The sequence below is a fragment of the Neisseria flavescens genome (assembly GCF_001618065.1).
GTDB lineage: Bacteria > Pseudomonadota > Gammaproteobacteria > Burkholderiales > Neisseriaceae > Neisseria > Neisseria flavescens_A.
In genome coordinates, this window is sequence record NZ_LAEI01000001.1 from 91,674 (window position 1) to 115,805 (window position 24,132).

Sequence of the window (24,132 nt, forward strand, 5' to 3'; positions counted from 1 at the left end):
CGTCTGAAAACCTTGAAAGGTTTTCAGACGACCTCGGATATGTTTTGAATTCAACCGACAACTACTTAATCAATACACGTTTATCTGCCAATCCTGTCAATCTTGAAAAATTTTCTTTTTGTTTCAATTCACTCCAAGAAAACTTATACAATTGCTCCCACTTAAAGTCATCTTGCCGAGTTGAAATCCATACCCCTTCAAGCGCAACCAAGCCAAAGCCATCACACCCCAAACGCAAAGCATAAGACTTTGCCTGCAGGAAGGCATCTTTTAACTGTCTTTCATTAGCAATACGATATTTGGCTTCCCAAATAAATCGAGCATTCTCTTCTCCACGTCGATCATTTGCAAATAGGGCATAATCAGGAAAAACACGATCATTACGCCCCATTCTTAAAGTCATCTGCCTTAGCCAATCATCTTCATCAAAACCTAATTGTTTCAACAACGGTTCAAGTAAAGTAATTTCTACATCCCGTTCATTACTTAAATTGCCAAAATCAGGCTCGTCTAAAAATGGTAATTTTGGCAGTATAGAAACATCAAAGTTTTTAGATTTTAAAATCTCTATGATTGCATTGTATTCATCTGATGTGCATTCCCTTCCATTCACTCCTTGCATATTGGCTTTAACCAAACCTTTTTCTTTCCAAACTGGGTTACTTTTCAATTCAGATAAATGAATCGTTGGAATGACTATGGGAAAGCCTACCCAAACTCGTTCAGGATAGTAACTAAATGGATCATAGTAGGTAGGAGATACCGCGCGGAAGATAGCCGTCAATCCACTATACGGGGACAAACTATACAATAAAATAATATCCCCTATTTTCGTTTGTGAATTTCCCTGCCAAAAAGTTTGATATTTTTCCCCATTCTTCCTTAATAAATCCGTATCCTCTTTGGTTCCTCCGCTGATATAAATATTGATCGCATCAGGCAATTCATCGGTATTGATAAAGTCAGGTAGGGTTTTTAACGAAAAATCATATAGAAAACAACTTAATTCTATATAGTCTAATGAATATTTTTTCCGAAATTCGTATATATCTCGGCATAAATTTCCATAGTAAAGGAAACGATCACGGTATTTCTGTTTACTTGGCGGCATTGGTAAAGGTATATCAAATGACTGAAAAACTCTTTCCAACAAGAAAAACCGGTTAGTAAAAAAATACGGAATATAATGTTCAGGGTCTTTTAGATACAAAAACAATGAAATTCCATCTAACCATGCCAATTTGTCCCTACATTCCTTTTTATCACTTTCAGCAAGAAAAGAATCAACAAATCCTTCAAACTCTTCAATTGCCTGCTCGAGATTCTCAGCACGTTCCCAATCTGAAAAATTTGCTAATAGGTCTTGTATAAAGACAAAAGTTTCTATCCAATAACCTTCGCTTTCCTGTGTATATCCCTGCTTAAATAAGTAAGAGTATATTTCCTTCCATTTTTCTTCTTTTACCCATACAGATAAATTTTCAAAGAAGTTTTTAGTTTCTCTTGCTGAATCAGTTTGCAGATAACAATCAAAAACATAGCGATTAAAATACATACCCATTTCCTCAATGCGCCTCTTCCCAATTCATCCCCACGCCCACTTCTGCCACCAGCGGCACGTTCAACATCCCTTCGTCCACTTTCGCCATAATCTGCGGCAGTTTTTCTTTGACTAAATCCAGCTCGGCTTCGGGTACCTCCAACACCAATTCATCATGCACCTGCATAATCAGCTTGCTCTTCAGGTCATCTGAAGCCAGCCAGCGGGACACGTCTATCATGGCGCGTTTAATGAGGTCGGAGGCGGTGCCTTGCATGGGGGCGTTGATGGCGGCGCGTTCGGCTCCGGCGCGGGCGTTGGCGTTTTTGTTGTGGATGTCGGGCAGGTAGAGGCGGCGGCCGAACAGGGTTTCGACAAAGCCTTGCGCGGCGGCTTGTTCTTTGGTGCGCTGCATATATTCGGCGACGCCGGGATAGCGGGCGAAGTAGCGGTCGATAAAGTTTTTGGCGGAGATGTTGTCGATGCCCAATGATTTGGCGAGGCCGTATTGGCCCATGCCGTAGATCAGGCCGAAGTTGATGGTTTTGGCGTAGCGGCGTTGTTCGGACGAGACGTTTTCGGGGACGATGCCAAATACTTCGGCGGCGGTACGGCGGTGTACGTCTTCGCCGTTTTGGAACGCGGCGATGAGGGTTTTGTCGCCGGAGAGGTGCGCCATGATGCGCAGCTCGATTTGGGAATAGTCGGCGGAAACGATGACGCTGCCTTGCGGTGCGGTGAAGGCGCGGCGCACGCGGCGGCCTTCGGCGGTGCGGATGGGGATGTTTTGCAGGTTGGGGTTGTTGCTGGCGAGGCGGCCGGTAATGGCGACGGCTTGGGCGTAAGTGGTATGCACACGACCGTCTTTGGGGGAAATCATTTCGGGCAGTTTGTCGGTGTAGGTGGATTTGAGTTTCGCCAGGCTGCGGTTTTGCAGGATGATTTTGGGCAATGGATAGTCGGGCGCGAGCTGTTCGAGCACGGCTTCGTTGGTGGAAATACCGCCTTTGGCGGTTTTTTTCAGGCCTTTGGTGGGGATGCCCATTTTGTCGAACAGGATTTCTTGAAGCTGTTTGGGCGAGTTGAGGTTGAACGGCTGGCCTGCGGCAGCATAGGCTTCTTGTTCGAGCTTCATCAGCTCGGCGCCGAGTTCCGCACTTTGGCGGGCGAGTTCGGCGCGGTCGATTTGTACGCCGTTGCGTTCCATTTCAAATAATACTTGCGCGACGGGAAGCTCCATTTTTTCATACATTTCAAGCTGTTTGGCGTCCATTTGCGCACGCAGGTGCGCTTCAAGGCGCAGGGCGAAATCTGCGTCTTGGGCGGCGTATTCAGTTGCCTGTCCGATGGCAACGTCAGCAAAACTGATTTGCTTCGCGCCTTTGCCGCACAGCGATTCGTAGGTAATGGTTTCCAAGCCGAGCCAGCGTTCAGACAATTCGTCCAAACCGTGTCCGAGATGGCTCTCGATGATATAGGAAGCAAGCATGGAATCGCCGGCAATGCCGTTCAGGGCGATGTCGTAGTTGGCGAAAACGTGTTGGTCGTATTTGAGGTTTTGCCCGATTTTTTTCAGGGCAGGATTTTCCAAATGCGGTTTCAGACGGCCTAATACTTCTTGCAAATCAAGTTGTTCGGGCGCAGCAGTCAGGCTGTGGCCTACGGGGATGTAAACCGCTTCGCCTGCTTGGAACGCGATGCTGATGCCGACCAACGAGGCGTTCATCGCGTCTAGGGACGTGGTTTCCGTATCGATGCCGATTTTTTCCGCCTGCGCCAGTTTGTCCAACAAAGCGGCAAACTGCGCTTCGGTGGTAATAGCTTGATAATCCAGTTTTTCAGGGGCTGGAGCGAGTTCAGGTTGCTTTTCAGGCTGTGTTTCCATCGCCAATGCGGCCTGTTCGCCGATATGCTCGCTGCCGAATAAATCTGTGTTTTGCGCTTCGTGCATACGGCTCTCTGCCTCTTTCAACCAAGTGCGGAAACCCCAGCGTTTGAAATCGACAACCAACTGCGCCCATTTAGGTGTAGTACGGCGCAGGCTTTCGAGGCCGTCTGAAAGCTCGGTGTGCAAGTCCACATCGGTTTTAATCGTCACCAAATCATACGACAGCGGCAGTTGGGGCAGCGCGGCTTGCAGGTTTTCGCCGACCTTGCCCTTGATTTCCGCAGCGTGTTCCATCACACCAGCCAGCGAGCCGTAGGCTTCCAGCCACTTCACCGCCGTTTTCGGGCCGCACTTCTCCACACCCGGCACATTGTCCACCTTGTCGCCCATCAGCGCGAGATAATCGCGGATTTGGTCGGGACGCACGCCGAATTTTTCTTTCACGCCTTCAATATCCAGCGTTTCGCCACTCATCGTGTTCACCAGCGTCACGCGCTCGTTCACAAACTGCGCCATGTCCTTATCGCCGGTAGACACCACCACGTTCCACCCTGCTTCGCTAGCCATCTTAGCCAAAGTGCCGATAACGTCGTCCGCTTCCACCTGCGGAATCACCAATACCGGCCAGCCCATCAGGCGCACCAAATCCGGCAAGGCTTCCGCCTGTGGGCGCAAATCGTCCGGCATCGGCGGGCGCGTCGCCTTATAGTCGGGGAACATCTCGTGGCGGAAATTCTTGCCCTTCGCGTCAAACACCACCGCGCAATAGTCGTGCACATAATCCGCCCGCAACCGGCGCAGCATGTTCAACACACCATACATCGCCCCTGTCGGCGCACCGTCGGGCGCGGACAAGTTCTGCCCCATAGCATGATAGGCGCGATAAAGATAAGAAGAGCCGTCAACGAGAAGGAGTGTGGGTTTGTTGGACATGGAGAACCTGCTGTGTGTATGAAAATAATGTACGGATTATAAAGGAAAAGGCCGTCTGAAAACCGAAAATCAGGTTTCAGACGGCCTGATGTTTACATAAATATACGGTTTCAGGTATTGCGCCTCAGAATCCCATCTTGTATATTTGTATTCAAATGAATACAAACCAAAACAAACGAATATGAATGCAACGAACCGTATCCCAATCAGCGTGCGCATCACTCAGGAAGATGCTGATTTTATTGCCGAACTTAAAATCGAAGGTGCGAATACGCCGTCTGAAAAAATCCGCGAATTGCTCAAACTGGCGCGCTTGGCGCATACGCAGACACGCAATTACGGCTCCGCACTGACGGCGCAGGAGCAATTTTTCCAAGCGGCAAAACACGAAATCTTGCACGCTGAAAAACAGGCCGGAGTGCATTCGCATATCGTGGCGAGGTTGTTTGAACAGCTTCCCGACTTAGGCGCAACACTCGCCGCCGACCTACCCGAAGAAGCCGACCTCGACGATTTGAAAAAATACGAACGCGAACTGATGTGGCGCATCGTCCGCCTGACCGACAGCATCTTGCAGCTCGCCGTAACCGGTAAAGGCGCGGCATACGACGACAGCATATTGCAACAGCTTGAAAACACTTTGAAACTGGCGAAGATTGTGCAGCAGATAGGTGAGGAATGACGCACAACGGTAAACAGGCTGAACGACAGAGAAGGTACGAAAAGCGTATTGCAACCATCCAAGCCAGTAAATACGGCCTGATGAATAACAGCAAGTGGGCAAAAATCTTCCGTCTAATTACTGAATATACTGGCGTAGTAGAAGCCCGTGCCAAAATATTGGGTGATGAATATTTATATTCGATGAAATTGGAAATTTATGCCGACACGCTCAGTTCTTCCGAATCATATAGCACAAACCTGCGTGGCTATACGGCTGACGGCATGGCCGGCCCGTTAAAACTTGCAGAAATCGAATACATAATTGTTACACTTCCACCTAATATCGACCATGAAACATTACTCTTAATCATCCACCAAAACGGACAATACGAAATTGAAATACAGGCCGATACGCTAATTGTATATGGCTGGAAATAATAAAAGGCCAGCAGAAAAACAAAGTGTGCAGCTTATATGCATTTATCAACATAAAGAAAGATAGAAAGGAAAATCCAAATGAGCGAAACCCTATCCCGCCGAGTAGGCCGTCTGGTAAGCGGCGGTTTTCATGCCCTGATTGATGCGGCGGAAAACCTTGCGCCTGAAGCGGTAATGAACGAAAGCATCCGCGAAATTGAGCGTGCAGTAGATGAAGTTCGTGCTGAGTTGGGCAAAGTATTGGCGCAGAAACACCTTGCCGCCAAGAAAATGGCGGATGAGAGCAACCGCCACGAAGCCATCGATGCCAACCTACAAGCTGCCGTGGATGCCGGTCGCGACGACCTTGCCGAAGCGGGTATCGCCGAACAGATGGACATCGAAGCGCGTCTGCCCATCTTGGAAAACACCATTGCCGATTGTGCCGCACAAGAAAAAGAGCTCGAAGGCTTTATCGCCGCCCTGCAGGCAAAAAAACGCGAGATGCAGCAGCAGTTGCAAGACTGGCGCGCCGCGCAGCAAAGCATGGGCACAGGCAAAACAGCCGGTGGCAACGGCAGCGACCTCAACCGCATTGCCCGTGATGCCGAAAAAAGCGGCAATGCCTTCGACCGTGTGATGGGTCGCCAAAACTCGGTACACAGCAGCACCGATGCGGCGCAGTTGGCCAAACTGAAAGAACTGGAAGACTTAAGCCGCAACAACCGCATTGCCGAAAGATTGGCGGCATTGAAAGCGAAATCATAAGCCATATTGAGAAAATCGCGGTTTCAGACGGCCTCTATCTTCACGGGGCCGTCTGAAAAAAGAAAACCATACACACCTCAATAACAAAAAGATGCCGGATTGGGAAAAATCCTGTCAGTTACGACAAATTAATAAAAATACCCATATCCAATCGGCTTAACTTTAAAATAAAATATATGCCGTCTGAAAATTAAAAAGAATAAGGAAATGCGATATGTGGAATTTAATCAACGCCCCCGAAACTGAAATCTTCGGCATTGCCATTGCGCTGATGGTTTTGCTCGGTGTGTTGGAAGTCATTTCCATGCTGGCAGGCGGTATCAGCGACTGGCTGGACAACCTGTTGCCCGACAGTCTGACCGAAACCGCGCACGCCGAGGTCGGATTGGATGTGGCGGATGCAGGCATATTCGTGCGTTTCCTGAGCTGGCTGTATGTCGGACGTATCCCGGTGTTGATGTTGATGGTGGTGTTTCTTGCCGTATACGGACTGACGGGTTATCTGTTTCAGACGGCCTTTGCCACTGTATTCGGCAGTTATCTGAATGGCACGCTGGCAGCAGTCATCGTTTGGTTTCTTTCCCTGCCCTTAGTGCGGGTAACAGCTAGCGGTTTGTACAAAATTATGCCGAAAGATGAAACCACTGCCGTTTTGCAGGAAAGTTTAATCGGCCGCGTCGGTACGGTGGTGTTGGGCGAAGCTCGGGTAGGCAATGCGGCGCAGGTGCGCGTGAAAGATGCTTACGGCCAACAGCATTATGTGATGGTAGAGCCTGACTCTGAAGATGTATTAAAACAAGGTGATGCAGTATTGCTGGTGTCGTTGGACGGAAATACATTTAAAGCGATTTTGAATCCGAGCGGCAGCTTGGTTGATTAAGGCCGTCTGAAACCGCTGATTTATCGATACGGGAAAAATAGATACTTCACCTCCCTATCCTTACCATCTAGAAATTTGAAATAACAATTAGAAAAAACACCCCCCCTATTATTTCAACCCATATTTTTAACCCTTTCAGACGGCCTCTTTCTCTCAAAGCCTTCTGAATCCACCGCCCCCAAAGGCATATTAACAAGAAGAAAGGAAAAACCATGAATTTGGTCTCCATCGGCACTATCGCCGGCGTCATACTCGTCGCGCTGTTTGTACTCGGCCTTATCCTGACCCGTCTGTATCGCCGTGCCAGCAAAGAAGTTTCATTTGTCCGCACCGGTTTTGGTGGCGAAAAAGTCATTATGAACGGCGGTGCGATGGTGCTGCCCGTATTGCACGAAATCATCCCCGTCAACATGAATACACTGCGCCTTGAAGTGCGCCGCGCTGCCCAACAAGCGCTGATTACCCGCGACCGTATGCGCGTTGACGTGATGGCGGAATTTTACGTCCGCGTTAAACCCAGCGCCGAGAGCATTGCGACCGCTGCACAAACGCTGGGTATGAAAACCATGTCTCCCGATGAGTTGAAAGACCTCGTCGAAGGTAAATTCGTTGACGCCCTGCGCGCCGTTGCCGCCGAAATGGCGATGGAAGAGCTGCATGAAAAACGTGTTGATTTCGTTCAGAAAGTACAACAAGTCGTGAGCGAAGACTTGTTTAAAAACGGTCTCGAACTCGAAACCGTTTCCCTGACCGGCCTCGACCAAACCAGCTTTGAGTTCTTCAACCCGCAAAACGCCTTTGACGCGGAAGGTTTGACCAAACTGACCGAAACCATCGAAGGCCGCCGCAAAAAACGTAACGAAATCGAACAAGACACCGACTTGGCAATTAAAACCAAAAACCTCGAAGCCGAACAACAACGCCTGAAAATCTCACGCGAAGAAGAATACGCCAAACTCGAGCAAGAGCGTGAAATCTCGGTACGCCGTGCTGAACAAGAAGCCAGCATCGCCGAACAAGAAGCTCAGAAAAAACGTGAAGCGGAAGAAGCTAAAATTGCCGCCGAACGCGAAGTAGATCTGAAACGCATTGCCGCCGAACGTGACATTAAAAACGAAGACATCCGCAAAGCCCAAGCCGTTGAGCAAGCGGAGGTTGAACGCCGCAAAGCCATCGAATTGGCCGAACAAGACCGCGCCATCGCCGTTGCCGAAAAATCACGCGCCGAATCCGAAGCCAAAGCCGAAGCCGACAAAGCCCGTGCCGCAGCTGTTCGTGAAGAAGAAAGCGTGATTACCGTACGCGAAACCGAACGCGCCGAGCGTGCCAAAGCAGTTGAGTTGATTGCCGCTGAAGAAGCCGCGCAAAAAGATGCGATTTCGCTCACCGTCGCCGCTGAAGCCGAAAAACAAGCTGCACAAGACCGAGCCGAAGCCGTGCGTATTGCCGCCGAAGCCGAAGCTGAGAAACAACGCCTGCAGGCCAAAGGTGAGGCCGATGCCAAAATTCTGTTGGCACAAGCGCAAGAGCAACAATACAAGGTTGATGCAGAAGGTACACGCGCTGTGAACGAAGCTGCCAACGTCCTGAGCGTTGAACAGGTTGAAATGCAAGTCCGCCTTGCCCTCTTAAAACACCTGCCTGACATCATCCGCGAATCCGTCCGCCCAATGGAAAAAATCGAAGATATCAAAATCTTGCAAGTCAATGGTCTGGGTGGCTTTGCTGGTGGTGCAAACGGTGCGGAAGGTGTTTCAGACGGCCAAACCACACAAGCCAGCCTTGCAGACCAAATGGTCAACAGCGCCCTGCGCTACCGCAGCCAAGCTCCGTTGGTTGACGGTCTCTTGAAAGAGTTGGGACTGAATGGTGGCGACATCAACGGCCTGACCCAAGGACTTGATAAAACCATCGACCAATCATAAACAGATACAATCATAATGGTTTAAAGGCCGTCTGAAACTTTTCAGACGGCCTTTTTGATATAAGAGCTCAGAAAAACGCTAATATTTTCAATACTGATAAATTCAATTCTATTGCGATTGCAATAAATTAGGAATCATCCAATCTATTTTTTGAGGATAAAAAGATTGGGTGGGCTATTTTAAATGTGAATCACAAGGCTAACTACTTCAATAATGATCCACCAATAATTTAATCATAAAAACCTGTTCTACCGTTTCGATTTCAAACTTGCCATCTACTCATCTATCGACATTTTAATATCAAACCGCTTATCTTCAGGCAAATAAAAAAGCACAACATTTTGTTGTGCTTTTTCTTGATGAACCCACATTACTTGTTTTTTTGCGAACGAAGGTAGTCCAAAGTTTTCAGCTGGGCAATGGCTGCTGCCAATGCTTTGTGCGCTTCGGCCAGAGATTTATCATCTTTGGCTGCAGAAACACCTGCCTCGGCTGCTTTTTTAGCTGCTTCAGCACGCGCCTGATCCATTTCTGTACTGCGGACGGCAACGTCTGCCAATACGGTAATCTTATCAGGCTGTACTTCTAAAACGCCACCGGAAACGGCAACCAGCACTTCTTCAGCTTCACCCGGAACAGTCAAACGCAATGCGCCGGGACGTACCAAACTCATAATCGGCTCGTGTCGTGGATAAATACCAAGCTCACCTTGAACGGTCGGAACCACCACAAAGCTGGCCTCGCCCGAATAGATGTTTTGCTCGCTACTAACCACTTCAACTTGCATGGTGCTCATGCCGGCCTCCTTAGTTTAAGGTTTTCGCTTTCTCAGCCGCTTCTTCGATGCCGCCTACCATATAGAACGCTTGTTCAGGCAGATGGTCGTATTCGCCGTTCAAGATGGCTTTAAAGCCGGCGATGGTGTCACGCAATGAAACGTATTTGCCTGGAGAACCGGTAAATACTTCGGCAACGTGGAACGGTTGAGACAGGAAGCGTTGGATTTTACGGGCACGCATCACAGTCAGTTTGTCTTCGTCAGACAATTCATCCATACCCAGAATGGCAATAATGTCGCGCAATTCTTTGTATTTTTGCAGAGTAGACTGTACACCGCGTGCTACGTCGTAGTGCTCTTGACCCAATACCATCGGATCCAATTGGCGTGAAGTAGAGTCAAGCGGGTCAACTGCCGGGTAAATACCCAAAGATGCAATATCACGGCTCAATACGACGGTCGCGTCCAAGTGGGCGAAAGTTGTCGCTGGAGACGGGTCAGTCAAGTCATCCGCAGGTACATATACGGCTTGGATGGAAGTAATGGAACCAGTTTGGGTAGAGGTAATACGCTCTTGCAAACGACCCATTTCTTCAGCCAATGTCGGTTGGTAACCCACTGCAGAAGGCATACGGCCCAACAGTGCAGATACTTCGGTACCGGCCAGAGTGTAACGGTAGATGTTGTCAACGAAAAACAATACGTCGCGACCTTTACCGTTTTCGTCTTTTTCGTCACGGAAGTATTCGGCCATGGTCAAACCGGTCAAAGCAACGCGCAGACGGTTGCCTGGAGGTTCGTTCATTTGACCATACACCATGGCTACTTTATCCAATACGTTGGAATCTTTCATCTCGTGGTAGAAGTCGTTACCTTCACGGGTACGTTCACCCACACCTGCGAACACGGACAGACCGCTGTGCGCTTTGGCGATGTTGTTGATTAATTCCATCATGTTCACGGTTTTGCCCACACCGGCACCACCGAACAGACCTACTTTACCGCCCTTAGCAAACGGACACAGCAAGTCGATCACTTTAATACCGGTTTCCAGCAATTCGGTAGTTGAAGACAACTCGTCGAATTTTGGAGCAGTTTGGTGAATGGCACGGCTCTTGTCGGTATCGATAGGACCTGCTTCATCAACAGGTGTACCCAATACGTCGACAATACGACCCAATGTACCTTTACCTACCGGCACAGTGATTGGCGCACCAGTATTGCTTACAGACATACCGCGTTTCAGGCCGTCTGAACTACCCATTGCAATAGTACGGACAACGCCGTCACCCAGAAGCTGTTGAACTTCCAGAGTCAGACCGTTCTCGTCCAATTTCAGGGCATCGTAAACATGCGGGATAGCGTCGCGTGGAAATTCCACGTCAACCACCGCACCAATAACTTGTACGATTTTGCCTTGGCTCATTATCGTATCCTAATTTCCTGTTCAGGCTTCAGACGGCATTAAACTGCCGCTGCACCTGCTACAATTTCTGACAATTCTGTGGTAATCGCGGCTTGACGCGATTTGTTGTACACCAAGCGCAATTCTTTGATGGCATTGCCTGCGTTGTCGGTTGCGGCTTTCATCGCTACCATACGCGCGGCTTGTTCAGATGCCATGTTGTCGCTCAATGCCTGATAAACCACAGACTCTAAATAGCGGCGAACCAAATATTCCAATACGGCGATAGGACTCGGCTCGTAGAGGTATTCCCAAGTAAATGAAGAATGACCTGTTCCGTCGTCAATAACGTTTTCACCGATAGGCAGCAAAACTTCCATACGCGGCTCTTGGCGCATTGTATTGACGAAACGTGAGTAAACCATATGGATACGGTCTAATTCATGCTTCTCATAACGTTGGAAGATTTCGGTCAGAGGGCCGAGCAGCAATTCCATTTTTGGGGTATCACCCAAATTGGTTGCGCTGGCAATAACATTCAAACCGATGCTTTGGCATGCAGCCAAACCTTTACTACCCAGGCACACGACTTCGACTTCGATACCTTGTTCCTGATACTCTTGAACTTGCGCCAAAAACTTTTTCAGTACGTTTGCGTTCAAGCCACCGCACAAACCTTTGTCCGAGGTAATCAAAATGAAACCGGCACGACGCACTTCGCGGTGCGGCTCCAACAATTTGATACCATGATCGGCATTAGTCTGTGCAAGATGGCTCATTACTGTACGCACTTTTTCGGCGTACGGACGCGCTAAGCGCATCCGGTCTTGAGTCTTCCGCATTTTAGAGGTCGACACCATTTGCATCGCTTTAGTGATCTTTTGGGTATTTTGAACACTACGGATTTTGGTGAGAATCTCTTTTCCGACTGCCATTTCAGACTCCTTTCATCTCAATACTTATGCTTGGTAAGCGTAAGAAGATTTGAAAGATTTCATGGCTTCGGTCAATGCTTTTTCGCTTTCGTCAGACATTGCGCCTGATGCATTAATCGCTTCCAGAACCTCAGGATGTTGCGTACGTACGAAACTCAAGAATTCTGCTTCGAAAGCCAAGGCTTTGGATACCGGAACATCTGCGTAAGAACCGTTGTTGATCGCCCACAAAGTCAATGCCATTTCGGCAGTATTCAATGTGCTGAATTGTTTTGTTTCATCAATTCAGTAACCACTTCACCGTGTTGCAGCTGTTTACGTGTTGCTTCGTCCAAATCGGAAGCAAATTGCGAGAACGCCGCCAATTCACGGTACTGTGCCAACGCCAAACGGATACCGCCACCCAGTTTTTTGATGACTTTGGTTTGTGCTGCACCACCTACGCGCGATACGGAAATACCGGCATTGATTGCAGGACGGATACCGGCGTTGAACAAGTCGGTCTCCAAGAAGATTTGGCCGTCTGTAATCGAGATTACGTTGGTTGGTACGAATGCTGATACGTCACCGGCTTGGGTTTCAATAATTGGCAACGCAGTCAGAGAACCGGTTTTGCCTTTTACTTCGCCATTGGTCAGTTTTTCAACTTCGTTTTCGCTGACACGGGCTGCACGTTCCAACAGACGGGAGTGCAGATAGAATACGTCGCCAGGATATGCTTCACGGCCAGGAGGACGGCGTAACAGCAGAGAAATTTGACGGTATGCAACGGCTTGTTTAGACAAGTCATCGTATACGATCAACGCATCTTCACCACGGTCACGGAAGAATTCACCCATGGTACAACCGGAGTAAGGAGCAATGTATTGCAGTGCAGCGGCTTCAGAAGCAGTTGCAGCAACCACGATGGTATGCTCCATCGCACCATGCTCTTCCAATTTGCGTACTACGTTGGCAATAGAAGATGCTTTTTGACCGATAGCCACATAGATACAGATAACGCCTGTACCTTTTTGGTTAACGATGGCATCCAGTGCTACGGCAGTTTTACCGGTTTGACGGTCACCAATGATCAACTCACGTTGGCCACGACCAACCGGAACCATAGAGTCAATGGCTTTCAGGCCGGTTTGCATTGGTTGGTCAACCGATTTACGCGCAATCACACCCGGTGCAATTTTCTCGATTGGAGCAGTCAATGTTGTGTTGATTGGACCTTTACCATCGATAGGACGACCCAATGCATCAACCACGCGGCCAACCAGTTCGCGACCGATCGGCACTTCCAAAATACGACCGGTACAGGTAACTGTATCGCCTTCTTTAATGTGTTCGTACTCACCCAACACTACGGCACCGACGGAGTCACGCTCCAAGTTCATGGCCAGACCGAAAGTGTTACCGGGGAATTCGAGCATCTCACCTTGCATCGCGTCTGACAAGCCATGAATGCGCACAATGCCGTCTGTAACAGAAACAACGGTACCACGGGTACGCACTTCTGCATTGACGGACAGATTTTCGATTTTGGCTTTAATCAAATCGCTAATTTCAGCAGGATTAAGCTGCATGAAAACTCTCCTAATTTGTCATAGTCGCATACAAAGCATTCAGTTTGCCTTGTACGGACAAATCCAAGACCTGATCACCCACTTCTACTTTGATGCCACCGATTAATTCAGGGGCAACTTTAGTTACCACATCCAATTTGCTGTTGAAGCGTTTTGTCAGGATATTGGTAACATCGGCCAGCTGCTGAGAACTGAGCTCATACGCGCTGTAAATTACTGCCGATTTCGTATTGTTGTGTATCAAGGTCAAATCTTGATATTGGGCATAAATTTCCGGCAATACCAGCAAACGCTTTTGCTCGGCCAAAACGGTAATAAAATTTGCCAATTCGACATTTTTGATACCGACAAGACCTTTGAGCGTTTCTGCCTTTTCGGAAGCTCCCGTTTCCGGCTGCTCGATGAAAGCAATGACTTTCTCATCCTGAACAACCGCTGCGAGTTCTTTCAGTTCGCCCAACCAAGACTCGATTTGGTTTTTTCCTGAGCCAGACTAAACAATGCTTTCGCATAAGGTCTGGCAATCGTTGCGAACTCTGCCATAAGATTACAGCTCCTGTTTTAAGGCACTGAGCAGATCTGCATGTTTGGAAGCATCGACTTCTTTACGCAGGATAGATTCCGCACCTTTAACAGCCAATGAAGCGACCTGTTCGCGCAATACTTCGCGTGCACGGTTAACTTCTTGCTCTACATCAGCTTTTGCTTGGGCTGCAATGCGTGCTGCTTCATGAGAAGCTTGCTCTTTGGCTTCTTCTACAATTTTTGCAGCACGTTTTTCGGCGTTGGCAACCATTTCGGTTACCTGATTACGCCCTTCGGCCATAAGTTCTGCAACTTTTTTCTCTGCCTGCTCAAAATCGCTCTTACCGCGCTCGGCGGCAGCCAAGCCCTCGGCGATTTTTGCGGCACGCTCATCCAATGCTTTGGAAATCGGAGGCCATACGAATTTCATCGTAAACCAAACCAAGCCAAAGAAAACTAGGATTTGCGCAAATAAGGTTGCATTAATATTCACGTTACTTAACCTTCGTATCTGGGTTAATCAAACAGACGGCAAGCCTGTATCTGAACGGATCGCTCCGTCTTGATTACGCACCACCAAACGGGTTAACGAAGGCGAACAACAGGGCAATAGCCACACCGATCAAGAAAGCCGCGTCGATCAGACCAGCGATCAAGAACAGTTTGGTTTGCAGAGGACCGATCAGCTCAGGTTGGCGAGCAGAAGATTCCAAGTATTTAGAACCAACCATTGCGATACCGATAGAGGCACCCAATGCGCCCAAGGCAACGATCAAACCACATGCGATAGCAATCAAACCCATTTTTAAACTCCTTAAAATAGTAAAGGTTAAACTACAAAAACAAACTACGAAAAAACTACTTGATTAGTGTGCATCATGCGCCTGTCCGATATATACGAACGCCAACGCCATGAAAATAAATGCCTGCAAGGTGATGACCAAAATGTGGAAAATCGCCCAAGCCAAACCGGCAATCAGGTGGAACACAAATAAAATCGGATCCAAAGTTTCGACACTGCCGGTTGACGCCCATGCACCGCCCAACAGAGCGATCAACAGGAACACCAGCTCGCCGGCATACATATTACCAAACAACCGCATACCGTGGGATACGGTTTTGGACAAAAACTCTACCAAGTTCAGCAGGAAGTTGGCTGGAGCAAGCCACGGACCGAAAGGTGCGCAGAACAACTCGTGAATCCAACCGCCAAGGCCTTTGATTTTAACATTGTAGTAAATACAGATCAGCAATACGCCAATCGCCAGAGCCAAAGTCGTATTCAAGTCAGCTGTCGGCACGACGCGCAACAGGGCATGATGATTACCGGTAATGCCTTGCCATGCCATCGGCAGCAAATCAACCGGCAGCATATCCATGGCGTTCATCAAGAGAATCCAGACAAACAAGGTCAGACCCAATGGGGCAACGGCTTTACGCGATTGTTCGTTATGGATAATGCTCTTACACATGTCATCCACGAATTCGAACAGAATTTCAACAGCCGCTTGGAAACGACCGGGAACACCGGCCGTCGCTTTTTTGGCACCGCGCCACAAAAGGAAGCTGCCGATTACGCCCAACAGAACGGCAAAAAAGATTGCATCAAGGTTAATGAACGAAAAATCAGCAATGTTTTTCAGTCCTTGACCCTGAGTAACATCCGACATACTGGTCAAGCTTTGCAAGTGGTGCTTGATGTAGTCGGCAGCGGTCATAGTTTCACCTGCCATAGTGTTTTACTCTCAACAATAATAAAAAAACCAAATGACTGACGCCAAGAAACGCCAATAAAAATGGGTAAAATACCAGTGATCGATGCCATATCGCAAAAACGACCAACATAGATACCAGCGACAGCACTACTTTTAAAACCTCTCCGCCGATAAACATCGAACTTTGCAGATCGGGATTTCGTCGGGAAAACTTTAAAAGTAAAACTGCAACTAGGGTAGGCAAAATGTACGAAAATCCTCCCGCCAAAGCAGAGAGGAAGCCGGGCAATCCGGAAAATAACGCACAAACAACTGAAATTATTAATAATACAATCACTTGCAATGGGACTATCTGATTCATTGTACTTTGTACCCCAAAAAGCAAGGCAGGCTAATATAATCAAGAAGTTTGTTAACGTCAAGCAATATGTTAATCTTTGTGAACCTTTCACAAATAAATGATTAACACATATAAAACAAATCTTTGCTGGAACGGAGTTTAACACAAATTACATGTTGTTACATAGATTTTACAGAAGATTTTGATTTGTATTGTAAACATTTATACGCTCTACGCTTTTTCAAAAATTCAGGCCGTCTGAAAAACTTTTTTCAGACGGCCTGTTCATAAAACCGTTAAAACTCTTGATTAATGCCTAACTGTTTCAGCAGGTAGTCAAACGTTTCCGGCGTATCAAAATGCAGTACGATTTTGCCTTTTTTCTGATTGCTGGTTTTGACTTCGGCATTGACACCCAAACGCTCGGTCAGGGCATCATTGATACGGCGGATATCCGGGCTGATGGTTTTGGCTGCTTCCGGTTTGGCTTTTTGATGCGCCAACTGGCTGCGGCGTTCTACCTCGCGCACCGACCAACCGTTCTTGACGGCTTTTTGCGCCAACTCCAATTGGTCAACCACATGCAAGGTCAGCAACGCACGGGCATGACCCATTTCCAGACGGCGTTGATAAAGCATTTCCTGAACCGGCTCAGGCAAACTCAACAGGCGCAGGCTGTTGGAGATGGCACTACGGCTTTTACCGACGGCTTTTGCGATGGTTTCATGAGTCAGGCCGAATTCGTCGGCAAGGCGTTTCAAACCTTGTGCTTCTTCAATCGGATTGAGATTTTCACGTTGCAGGTTTTCAATCAAACCCATGGCCAACGCGGTTTCGTCGCTGATGGTTTTAATGACGACGGGAATTTCGGTCAAACCGGCCAACTGAGAAGCGCGCCAACGGCGTTCGCCGGCAATCAATTCATATTGAGACAGACCACGTTCGCGTACGATAACCGGCTGGATAATGCCTTGCGCTTTAATGGAGTCAGCCAGTTCCTGCAAGGCTTCGTCATCCATTTGCACGCGCGCCTGATAACGGCCGGGCTGAATATCGGCGATGGCAACCGTTGTCAGGCGGTCGCTACTGCTGCTGTCCACTGCATTGGAAATCAGCGAATCCAAACCGCGTCCCAATCCACCTTTTGCTTTTGCCATATTGTTTTCCCTTTCAGACGGCCTCAATGTTGAAATGACGTATTCTATCGGATATTGCCGCTTTACGACAATTTGAATCACGATGATTTGACTATTGCCATTTATTTACGGAGCGAAACCGCAAACATGCCCCTTAAAGCGTTACTCAAGCGGATTTCTTCCGCATTTTCCAACATCACGCGCGTGATGTGGGTTTCCTTGATTGTATCCGCACCTAAATATAGCTGCGGCTGCTTCAATACCGCTTGGCGCATCACTCCGTTCAAAATATCCAAATCCAAAGACGGCGTGAGCCATTGTCCTTGATATTTGACGAACACATTGCTTCTTCCACCCTCTAACAAAAGGCCGTCTGAATTAAAAAACAGGCTGTCAAATGCGCCCTGCCCTTCTGCCGTTTTCCATGCTTGGTCAAAAATTTCACGGCGCGTGGTTTTGAAGCGGCGCAGATAATCGCGTTGGCTTAATGTGTGCACACTCAGGATGACGTATTGTTGCCTATCCAATTCAGAAACAGCCGCATGGCTCAATGCAAGGCCGTCTGAAAACAAAGCGGCTTTGACTCTAAATAATCCACTTGGCAACGCATCTATATAGTATTGGATTTGCTCTGCCGCATTTTCAGGCCAAGGCAGGTTGAGCGCTTGTGCCGAAATTTTTAGACGGTCTAAATGCAAATCGAGCAAACGGCATTGTTTGTCTTGCACGCGCATGGTTTCAAAAATACCGAAATCAGGCCTCAAGTCATTGAGGAAACGCGCCTTCCAACCGCACTCGCGATATTCGGCTTCAGGATCGCTATCAATTACAATCCCCGAACCCACACCATAAACCCCTTGATAAAGGCCGTCTGAAATCAGCTTCAGGGATAAGGTGCGGATCACGACATTGAACACACCTTCAAACCCCAAACCCGTATTGCACGGATGCAAAAAGCCGATGCTGCCTGTGTACAAACCGCGCAGTTCGGATTCAAGAGACTCAATAATCTGCATACTCATTCGTTTGGGTGCGCCGGTAATACTGCCGCACGGGAAGGTTGCATGAAGAATATCGGCAACCGAAACATCAGGCAGTGCCTGTGCCTCGATAGCACTGGTCATCTGCCAAACACTGCCGAAACGGGAAACTTTAAACGGTTCAGGCACGCGTACTTTGCCCGTTTGTGCAATTTTACCGAGGTCATTGCGCAACAAATCGACAATCATCACATTTTCGGCACGGTTTTTCGGATCGTTTTGCAATTCAACGGCGCGGCGCTCATCTTGTCCGTCATGAAGAATCGGCGCAGTGCCTTTCATCGGCTCGGTTGTGATCAGGCCGTCTGAATCGATTTTGAGGAAAAGTTCGGGAGAGAAACACAAAGTCCACGCTTCCTGCCCTGCCCCGTCAGGCAGACAAGACAAAACGGCATACGGCACAGGCTGACGCAAACGGCGGTAAAGCTGGATCGGATTGCCGTAAGTTTGCAGGTGTAGACGCGCGGTGTAATTGATTTGATAGGTATCGCCGCGGCGGATGGCTTCGTGGATTTGGTGGATATGCTCGAGATAATCGGCTTCAGATACAGAGAATCGGGGAGTGGAGATGCCTGCCTCAAGGCCGTCTGAATGATTGGCCAGCCAGCTTTCGGCATCGATTTCTGCACAAGTAGCAAACCAGTGCAAACGCAAATTGCCACTGCACGCGGATGAAATATCCATCAGTGGCAATCCGAATTCGTAGTCTGCAAACAACACTGCATACAGGCCTTTTTTCCAGCCTGCCTGCAAAACATCATTCAACGACGCCAGTTCGTTATGATGAAAAAGGCAGCTTTCCACATGATTTTGATAGAGTTTTGCACGACCGCTTAACGCATCGTCGAACAGGGCGAAATAAGGCATGATGTATGATACAAATAGGCTGATTATACGCTGTTTTTACAAAAATTATCAAATAAACCGGAAAAATTGCTTATGTGTAATTTTATGTAGGCTAACACAGCATAAAGAGGTAAAATCAAGTCATACCACACCATATCATTTAAAACTTAATCGATAAGGAGACTTTATGGCAGACCACCAATTAGAACCGTTCGAGAATGTTGAACTGGGCGAGAAACAAGACCAGCTGCAAGTATTCGAAAAGGCTGTTTTGGAACACGAAGGACGCGGCACTGACGAAGATTCCAGCAGCGCACCGCTTCCTGCCAACTACCCGTACAAACAACGTATGCGCCGCTCTGTTTACGAAAAAGAAAAACAGAAGTTGCAAATCGAATTGTTGAAAGTACAAAGCTGGGTTAAAGATTCCGGTCAGCGTATTGTCAGCCTGTTTGAAGGCCGCGACGCAGCCGGTAAAGGCGGTACCATCAAACGCTTTATGGAACATTTGAATCCGCGCGGCGCACGCGTTGTCGCACTGGAAAAACCGACTACTACCGAACGCGGCCAATGGTATTTCCAACGCTACATCCAAAACCTGCCGACCGCAGGCGAAATGGTATTCTTCGACCGCTCATGGTACAACCGTGCAGGCGTAGAACGCGTAATGGGCTTCTGCGAACCCAACGAATACCTGCTCTTTATGCGTCAAACCCCTGAATTGGAACGTATGCTTGTTGCCAGCGGCATCCATCTGTTCAAATTCTGGTTCTCCGTATCCCGCGAAGAACAACTCCGTCGCTTCATCTCCCGTCGTGACGACCCACTGAAACACTGGAAACTGTCCCCTGTGGATATCCAGTCACTCGACCGCTGGGACGACTACACCGAAGCCAAAAACGCTATGTTCTTCCACACCCACACCGGCGACGCGCCTTGGGTCATCATCCGTTCCGACGACAAAAAACGTGCACGTTTGAACTGTATCCGCTACTTCCTGCATCAACTGGACTATCCGGGCAAAGACGTGAAAGCCATCGGCAAAGTGGACGATAAAATTGTTTTGATTCCCGACACACGTTACAAAGAAAAAACCGTAGACATCGGACACGATTAATTCTTAAAGCATCAAAGGCCGTCTGAAATTTCATCTTTCAGACGGCCTTTTCTTAATCCTCACGATTCCAATACGTTTTTTGTGCGAATACCAATTTATTGTCAGTGAATTTTACATTATCCAAATTCAACACCCAGACATCACTTTTCATCACTCGAGCAGCAGGATGCGCTTTGTAAAATAAAGACTGCGCCGCTTTCAAATCCGCTTCATCTTCAATCAAAGCGGCAGTCGCCGCAAACTGAACACCGCTGATTTTCGTGATACTGTCAGGCTGTCCGGCAATGGTGCCGGCTACTTTGGCAGAACGGCTCATCAGTCCGCCATGCTTTGTTTTCAAAGAAGTCAACACAATTAGACGGGCATTGGCTTCATCAAACACATAAAAACAACAAGCCGCCCAAACTTCGCCGTCTGCCGCAGCGGCAATACTGACGACATGATGATTGCTCAAAAATTTAACGATATTGGTAGGAATCGCTTGCATGATTTTTATCCTCTTTCTCAGTGTATTAAATTTATTTTCAGGCCGTCTGAAACATCAGCCCTGCCAGCGCGGCACATCGTTTTGAATAATACCGAACAAGTCCAAAGCGTGAGAGACGCTGTGTGTAATCATATCTTCGATGGATTCAGGCTTCTGATATAAAGCCGGAACGGGAGGAAATACGATACCGCCCATCTCTGTCACACGGCGCATATTTTCAATGTGCGCCAAGTTTAACGGCGCTTCACGCACCATCAACACCAGCTTGCGCCGCTCTTTCAACGTTACATCCGCCGCACGGCTGAGCAAATTATCGGCAAATCCATGAGCAACCGAAGCCAAGGTCTTCATTGAACACGGCGCAATCAACATTCCATCCGTCAAAAACGAACCGCTGGCAATACTTGCCCCGACATTACGGACGGAATGCACGACATCCGCCAAAGCATAAACGTCTTCTTTGGTGTAATCCGTTTCCAAAGCGCGGGTCATCTCCGCCCCTTGCGAAACCACCAAATGCGTTTCTACCTGATGCTCACGCAAAAGCTGCAAAGCCTTCACGCCATACTGAAAACCGCTGGCACCGCTGATGCCGACAACCAAACGCTTCATTATATTTCCCTGTCTCGGCCTAAAAATAAAGGAAAGGCAGATTCTCAAGACGAAAAAATAACCGCTAAAAAGCGGTTAGATTTTCTAATGTGGTGCCGACAGCGAGATTTGAACTCGCACAGCCTACGGCCACTACCCCCTCAAGATAGCGTGTCTACCAATTCCACCATGTCGGCATAAATCAAATTGTCTTACTGCTGCTGAGGATTCGGAGCAACAGGAGTTGTATTGTTTCGTGCAGGAGTTGCAGGCTTAGGAGCTTGCTGGGTCTGCTTCACATCGCTGAAGTCTAAACCGTGCTTACTGGAGTGGGTGTGAATATACACCATCGCCATGCAGGTCGCAAAGAAAAATGTTGCGGCAACGGCAGTCGAGCGGCTGAGGAAGTTGGCATTACCGGCAGAACCGAATACGCCTTGCGCGCTACCGCTGCCGGAACCGAATGTTGCGCCGGCATCCGCACCTTTACCGTGTTGCAGCAATACTAACACGATTACAAATAGAGCGGAAATAATATTAATAATCCAGATAAGGGTTTTAAAGGCTTCCATATGTTTTCTACGAGGCTTGTGCTGCGTTGATGATGGCGGTAAAGGAGTCATATGATAATGACGCGCCACCAACCAATGCGCCGTCTACATGAGGTACTGCGAAGATGTCGGCTGCGTTATCTGCTTTCACACTTCCGCCGTAAAGAACGCGGATTTTAACATCGCTTCCGCACAAAGACAAGATTTCTTTGTAGATAAATGCGTGCATGTCGGCGATTTGTTCGACGGTGGCGACTTTGCCTGTGCCGATCGCCCAAACAGGCTCGTAGGCAACGGCGATGTTTTTGGTGTTCAACCCTTGCAGGATAGAAAGCTGGTGGGCAATGACTTCATGTTCTTTACCGGCTTCGCGTTCTTCCAAGCTTTCACCGACGCACAACAATGGAATCAGGCCGACGTTGAGGACGTTTTCCATTTTGCGGCGTTGGATTTCGTTTTTCTCGCCGAAATAAAGGCTGCGCTCGGAGTGGCCGATGAGGACGATGTCTGTACCGATGTCGGCAAGCATTTCGGCGGACACTTCGCCGGTGTACGCGCCATTATTTGGGAAACGGCTCACGTCTTGCGCACAGGTCAAGATGCGGTTGTTCAAAACAATCTGCATGGCGTTGTGCAGTTGCAACAGATAAACGGTCGGAGCGGCCAAGCCGATTAACACGCGTTCTGCGGTTGGCATGACACGGAAGCGGTGCATAAGCGCATTGTTGTTTTGGAGTCGGCCGTTCATTTTCCAGTTGCCGATAACCCATTTTTGGTCCCACATTCCGATTTGGTGATACATCTTTATTGCTCCGTGTGTTGGTTGTTGCTTGCTGTAGCGTCGTGTAATGTGAAAGTTTAGTGGATATATGTGCGCTTGGCAATTATTAACGGGCCTCCGGGGCCGTCTGAAAGATGGCACACTCTCCGACAAGGATTTATAATGTATGCTTCGATAAAATTAAGAATTGAACGGAGCACAAATATGGACTTTGAAAAAGCGCGTTTCAATATGGTTGAACAGCAGATTCGTCCGTGGGATGTCTTAGACTTCGACATTTTGGATGCTTTGGAGGAGATCGGGCGCGAACATTTTGTCGGCGAGGCTTTTCAAGGTTTGGCCTATGCGGATATGGAGCTGCCGCTGGCCAACGGCCATAAGATGTTGGAACCCAAAGTCGTTGCCCGCCTGGCTCAAGGTTTGAAACTGAAAAAAGACGAAACCGTCTTAGAAATCGGTACAGGCTCAGGCTATGCAACTGCCCTGCTGTCCAAACTGGCCGGCAAAGTCGTAACCGATGACATCGATGCCGAGCAGCAGCAACGCGCCAAAAAAGTTTTGGACGAATTGGGCTTTGCCAACGTCGATTATGTGCAAAACAACGGCCTGACCGAAGCATCGCAAGGCGCGCCTTTTGATGCGATTTATGTGGGCGGCGCAGTAGACAGCGTACCTGAAATCTTAAAAGAGCAATTGAAAGACGGTGGTCGCATGGTCATCATTGTTGGCCGTAAACCGGTACAACACGCGCTTTTGCTGACGCGCAACGGCAATGAGTTTTCCGAAAAAGTATTGTTCGACACTGTCGTGGCACACTTGGAAGACAAATCGGCCAATCCGTTCGGCGATTTCGATTTTTAAACAACAGGCCGTCTGAAAGTTCAGACGGCCTCATACTTTTATACCCGACCCTATGACCGACATCATCCAACTCTCGCCCACTGAATTGAAACAATGGCAGGACGAAGGCCGCGCATTTCATCTGCTCGACGTCCGCACCGATGAAGAACGCGCCATCTGCACCCTACCCGCCGCCATTCATATCCCGATGAACCTCATCCCCCTGCGCCAAAACGAGCTGCCTGACGACGATTTGCCCATCGTCATTTACTGCCACCACGGCATCCGCAGCCTGCACACGGCAATGTATTTAGAAGACGCCGGATTTGAAAACCTGAGACCTTTGCAAAATTCCCCAAAATCCCCTAAATTCCCACCAAGACATTTAGGGGATTTTCCATGACCACCTTCTTTCAACAAACCGCCCAAGCCATGATCGCCAAACACATCGACCGTTTCC

Annotated in this window: 23 protein-coding genes, 1 tRNA gene and 2 pseudogenes; 8 read left to right on the top strand and 18 right to left on the bottom strand. The window is 48.4% G+C overall.

Annotated elements, in window-relative coordinates; genetic code table 11:
• Positions 1-61 precede the first annotated feature (61 nt).
• On the bottom strand, positions 62-1,555 hold the full coding sequence (locus tag TW89_RS00510) for a hypothetical protein (RefSeq protein ID WP_128580199.1): 1,494 nt from the start codon (positions 1,553-1,555) through the stop codon (positions 62-64).
• A gap of 10 nt (positions 1,556-1,565) precedes the next feature.
• Positions 1,566-4,361, bottom strand: a complete 2,796-nt coding sequence (gene polA / locus TW89_RS00515) for a DNA polymerase I (RefSeq protein ID WP_128580200.1) — start codon at positions 4,359-4,361, stop codon at positions 1,566-1,568.
• 181 nt (positions 4,362-4,542) lie between these two features.
• On the opposite strand from polA, the gene TW89_RS00520 reads away from it, so the two are divergent.
• The 5 genes from TW89_RS00520 to TW89_RS00540 all read left to right on the top strand — a co-directional run bounded on the left by TW89_RS00520 (position 4,543) and on the right by TW89_RS00540 (position 9,014).
• Complete coding sequence (locus tag TW89_RS00520) at positions 4,543-5,043, top strand: hypothetical protein (protein ID WP_128580201.1); 501 nt, start codon at positions 4,543-4,545, stop codon at positions 5,041-5,043.
• Positions 5,040-5,462 (top strand): toxin-antitoxin system protein, encoded by a 423-nt coding sequence (locus tag TW89_RS00525; protein ID WP_128580202.1) that lies wholly within the window; start codon positions 5,040-5,042, stop codon positions 5,460-5,462. Before TW89_RS00520 ends, TW89_RS00525 begins: the two co-directional genes overlap by 4 nt.
• Before the next feature lie 78 nt (positions 5,463-5,540).
• Positions 5,541-6,209, top strand: coding sequence for a PspA/IM30 family protein (locus tag TW89_RS00530; RefSeq protein ID WP_063076784.1), 669 nt, complete (start codon positions 5,541-5,543; stop codon positions 6,207-6,209).
• A gap of 214 nt (positions 6,210-6,423) precedes the next feature.
• The gene (locus TW89_RS00535) at positions 6,424-7,089 is read left to right on the top strand and encodes a YqiJ family protein (RefSeq protein ID WP_128580203.1); all 666 of its coding nucleotides are present in this window, start codon (positions 6,424-6,426) and stop codon (positions 7,087-7,089) included.
• A gap of 212 nt (positions 7,090-7,301) precedes the next feature.
• Positions 7,302-9,014, top strand: a complete 1,713-nt coding sequence (locus TW89_RS00540; protein ID WP_128580204.1) for a flotillin family protein — start codon at positions 7,302-7,304, stop codon at positions 9,012-9,014.
• A 370-nt stretch (positions 9,015-9,384) separates the two neighbouring features.
• On the opposite strand, the gene TW89_RS00545 is transcribed toward TW89_RS00540, so the two are convergent.
• The 11 genes and pseudogenes from TW89_RS00545 to TW89_RS00595 form a co-directional block, all read right to left on the bottom strand.
• A complete protein-coding gene (locus TW89_RS00545) occupies positions 9,385-9,810 on the bottom strand; it encodes a F0F1 ATP synthase subunit epsilon (protein WP_049331696.1) in 426 nt (141 codons plus the stop codon).
• A 10-nt stretch (positions 9,811-9,820) separates the two neighbouring features.
• A complete protein-coding gene (gene atpD, locus TW89_RS00550) occupies positions 9,821-11,218 on the bottom strand; it encodes a F0F1 ATP synthase subunit beta (RefSeq protein ID WP_003683789.1) in 1,398 nt (465 codons plus the stop codon).
• Between the two features lie 38 nt (positions 11,219-11,256).
• On the bottom strand, positions 11,257-12,132 hold the full coding sequence (gene atpG / locus TW89_RS00555) for a F0F1 ATP synthase subunit gamma (protein ID WP_004519003.1): 876 nt from the start codon (positions 12,130-12,132) through the stop codon (positions 11,257-11,259).
• A gap of 24 nt (positions 12,133-12,156) precedes the next feature.
• Positions 12,157-13,703: pseudogene (gene atpA, locus TW89_RS00560) on the bottom strand (F0F1 ATP synthase subunit alpha).
• Between the two features lie 10 nt (positions 13,704-13,713).
• A pseudogene (locus tag TW89_RS00565) lies at positions 13,714-14,246 on the bottom strand (F0F1 ATP synthase subunit delta).
• Positions 14,247-14,250: 4 nt separating this feature from the next.
• Positions 14,251-14,721 (bottom strand): F0F1 ATP synthase subunit B, encoded by a 471-nt coding sequence (locus TW89_RS00570; RefSeq protein WP_128580205.1) that lies wholly within the window; start codon positions 14,719-14,721, stop codon positions 14,251-14,253.
• Positions 14,722-14,794: 73 nt separating this feature from the next.
• Positions 14,795-15,031, bottom strand: a complete 237-nt coding sequence (gene atpE / locus TW89_RS00575; protein ID WP_003748101.1) for a F0F1 ATP synthase subunit C — start codon at positions 15,029-15,031, stop codon at positions 14,795-14,797.
• 63 nt (positions 15,032-15,094) lie between these two features.
• On the bottom strand, positions 15,095-15,961 hold the full coding sequence (gene atpB / locus TW89_RS00580) for a F0F1 ATP synthase subunit A (RefSeq protein WP_003748099.1): 867 nt from the start codon (positions 15,959-15,961) through the stop codon (positions 15,095-15,097).
• Positions 15,951-16,304, bottom strand: a complete 354-nt coding sequence (locus TW89_RS00585; RefSeq protein ID WP_128580206.1) for an ATP synthase subunit I — start codon at positions 16,302-16,304, stop codon at positions 15,951-15,953. Before TW89_RS00585 ends, atpB begins: the two co-directional genes overlap by 11 nt.
• Before the next feature lie 275 nt (positions 16,305-16,579).
• Positions 16,580-17,440: a ParB/RepB/Spo0J family partition protein gene (locus TW89_RS00590; protein WP_128580207.1), complete on the bottom strand. Its 861-nt coding sequence runs from the start codon at positions 17,438-17,440 to the stop codon at positions 16,580-16,582.
• Between the two features lie 101 nt (positions 17,441-17,541).
• Entirely contained in the window at positions 17,542-19,326 is a 1,785-nt protein-coding gene (locus TW89_RS00595) for a bifunctional chorismate-binding protein/class IV aminotransferase (protein ID WP_128580208.1), read from the bottom strand.
• A 166-nt stretch (positions 19,327-19,492) separates the two neighbouring features.
• On the opposite strand from TW89_RS00595, the gene ppk2 reads away from it, so the two are divergent.
• Positions 19,493-20,422: a polyphosphate kinase 2 gene (gene ppk2, locus TW89_RS00600; protein WP_036492084.1), complete on the top strand. Its 930-nt coding sequence runs from the start codon at positions 19,493-19,495 to the stop codon at positions 20,420-20,422.
• A gap of 52 nt (positions 20,423-20,474) precedes the next feature.
• On the opposite strand, the gene TW89_RS00605 is transcribed toward ppk2, so the two are convergent.
• The 5 genes from TW89_RS00605 to tpiA all read right to left on the bottom strand — a co-directional run bounded on the left by TW89_RS00605 (position 20,475) and on the right by tpiA (position 22,853).
• Positions 20,475-20,909 (bottom strand): pyridoxamine 5'-phosphate oxidase family protein, encoded by a 435-nt coding sequence (locus tag TW89_RS00605; protein WP_070826678.1) that lies wholly within the window; start codon positions 20,907-20,909, stop codon positions 20,475-20,477.
• A 54-nt stretch (positions 20,910-20,963) separates the two neighbouring features.
• On the bottom strand, positions 20,964-21,521 hold the full coding sequence (locus TW89_RS00610; protein ID WP_004464450.1) for a UbiX family flavin prenyltransferase: 558 nt from the start codon (positions 21,519-21,521) through the stop codon (positions 20,964-20,966).
• A gap of 90 nt (positions 21,522-21,611) precedes the next feature.
• Positions 21,612-21,697, bottom strand: a tRNA-Leu gene (locus tag TW89_RS00615).
• A gap of 15 nt (positions 21,698-21,712) precedes the next feature.
• The gene (gene secG, locus TW89_RS00620; protein ID WP_128580209.1) at positions 21,713-22,072 is read right to left on the bottom strand and encodes a preprotein translocase subunit SecG; all 360 of its coding nucleotides are present in this window, start codon (positions 22,070-22,072) and stop codon (positions 21,713-21,715) included.
• 7 nt (positions 22,073-22,079) lie between these two features.
• Entirely contained in the window at positions 22,080-22,853 is a 774-nt protein-coding gene (tpiA, locus tag TW89_RS00625) for a triose-phosphate isomerase (RefSeq protein ID WP_004519014.1), read from the bottom strand.
• A gap of 183 nt (positions 22,854-23,036) precedes the next feature.
• Between tpiA and TW89_RS00630 the strand changes: the two genes are divergently transcribed.
• Together TW89_RS00630 and TW89_RS00635 are read left to right on the top strand one after the other, a co-directional pair.
• The gene (locus tag TW89_RS00630; RefSeq protein WP_036492097.1) at positions 23,037-23,693 is read left to right on the top strand and encodes a protein-L-isoaspartate O-methyltransferase family protein; all 657 of its coding nucleotides are present in this window, start codon (positions 23,037-23,039) and stop codon (positions 23,691-23,693) included.
• 52 nt (positions 23,694-23,745) lie between these two features.
• On the top strand, positions 23,746-24,075 hold the full coding sequence (locus TW89_RS00635; RefSeq protein ID WP_283114142.1) for a rhodanese-like domain-containing protein: 330 nt from the start codon (positions 23,746-23,748) through the stop codon (positions 24,073-24,075).
• Positions 24,076-24,132: the final 57 nt, after the last annotated feature.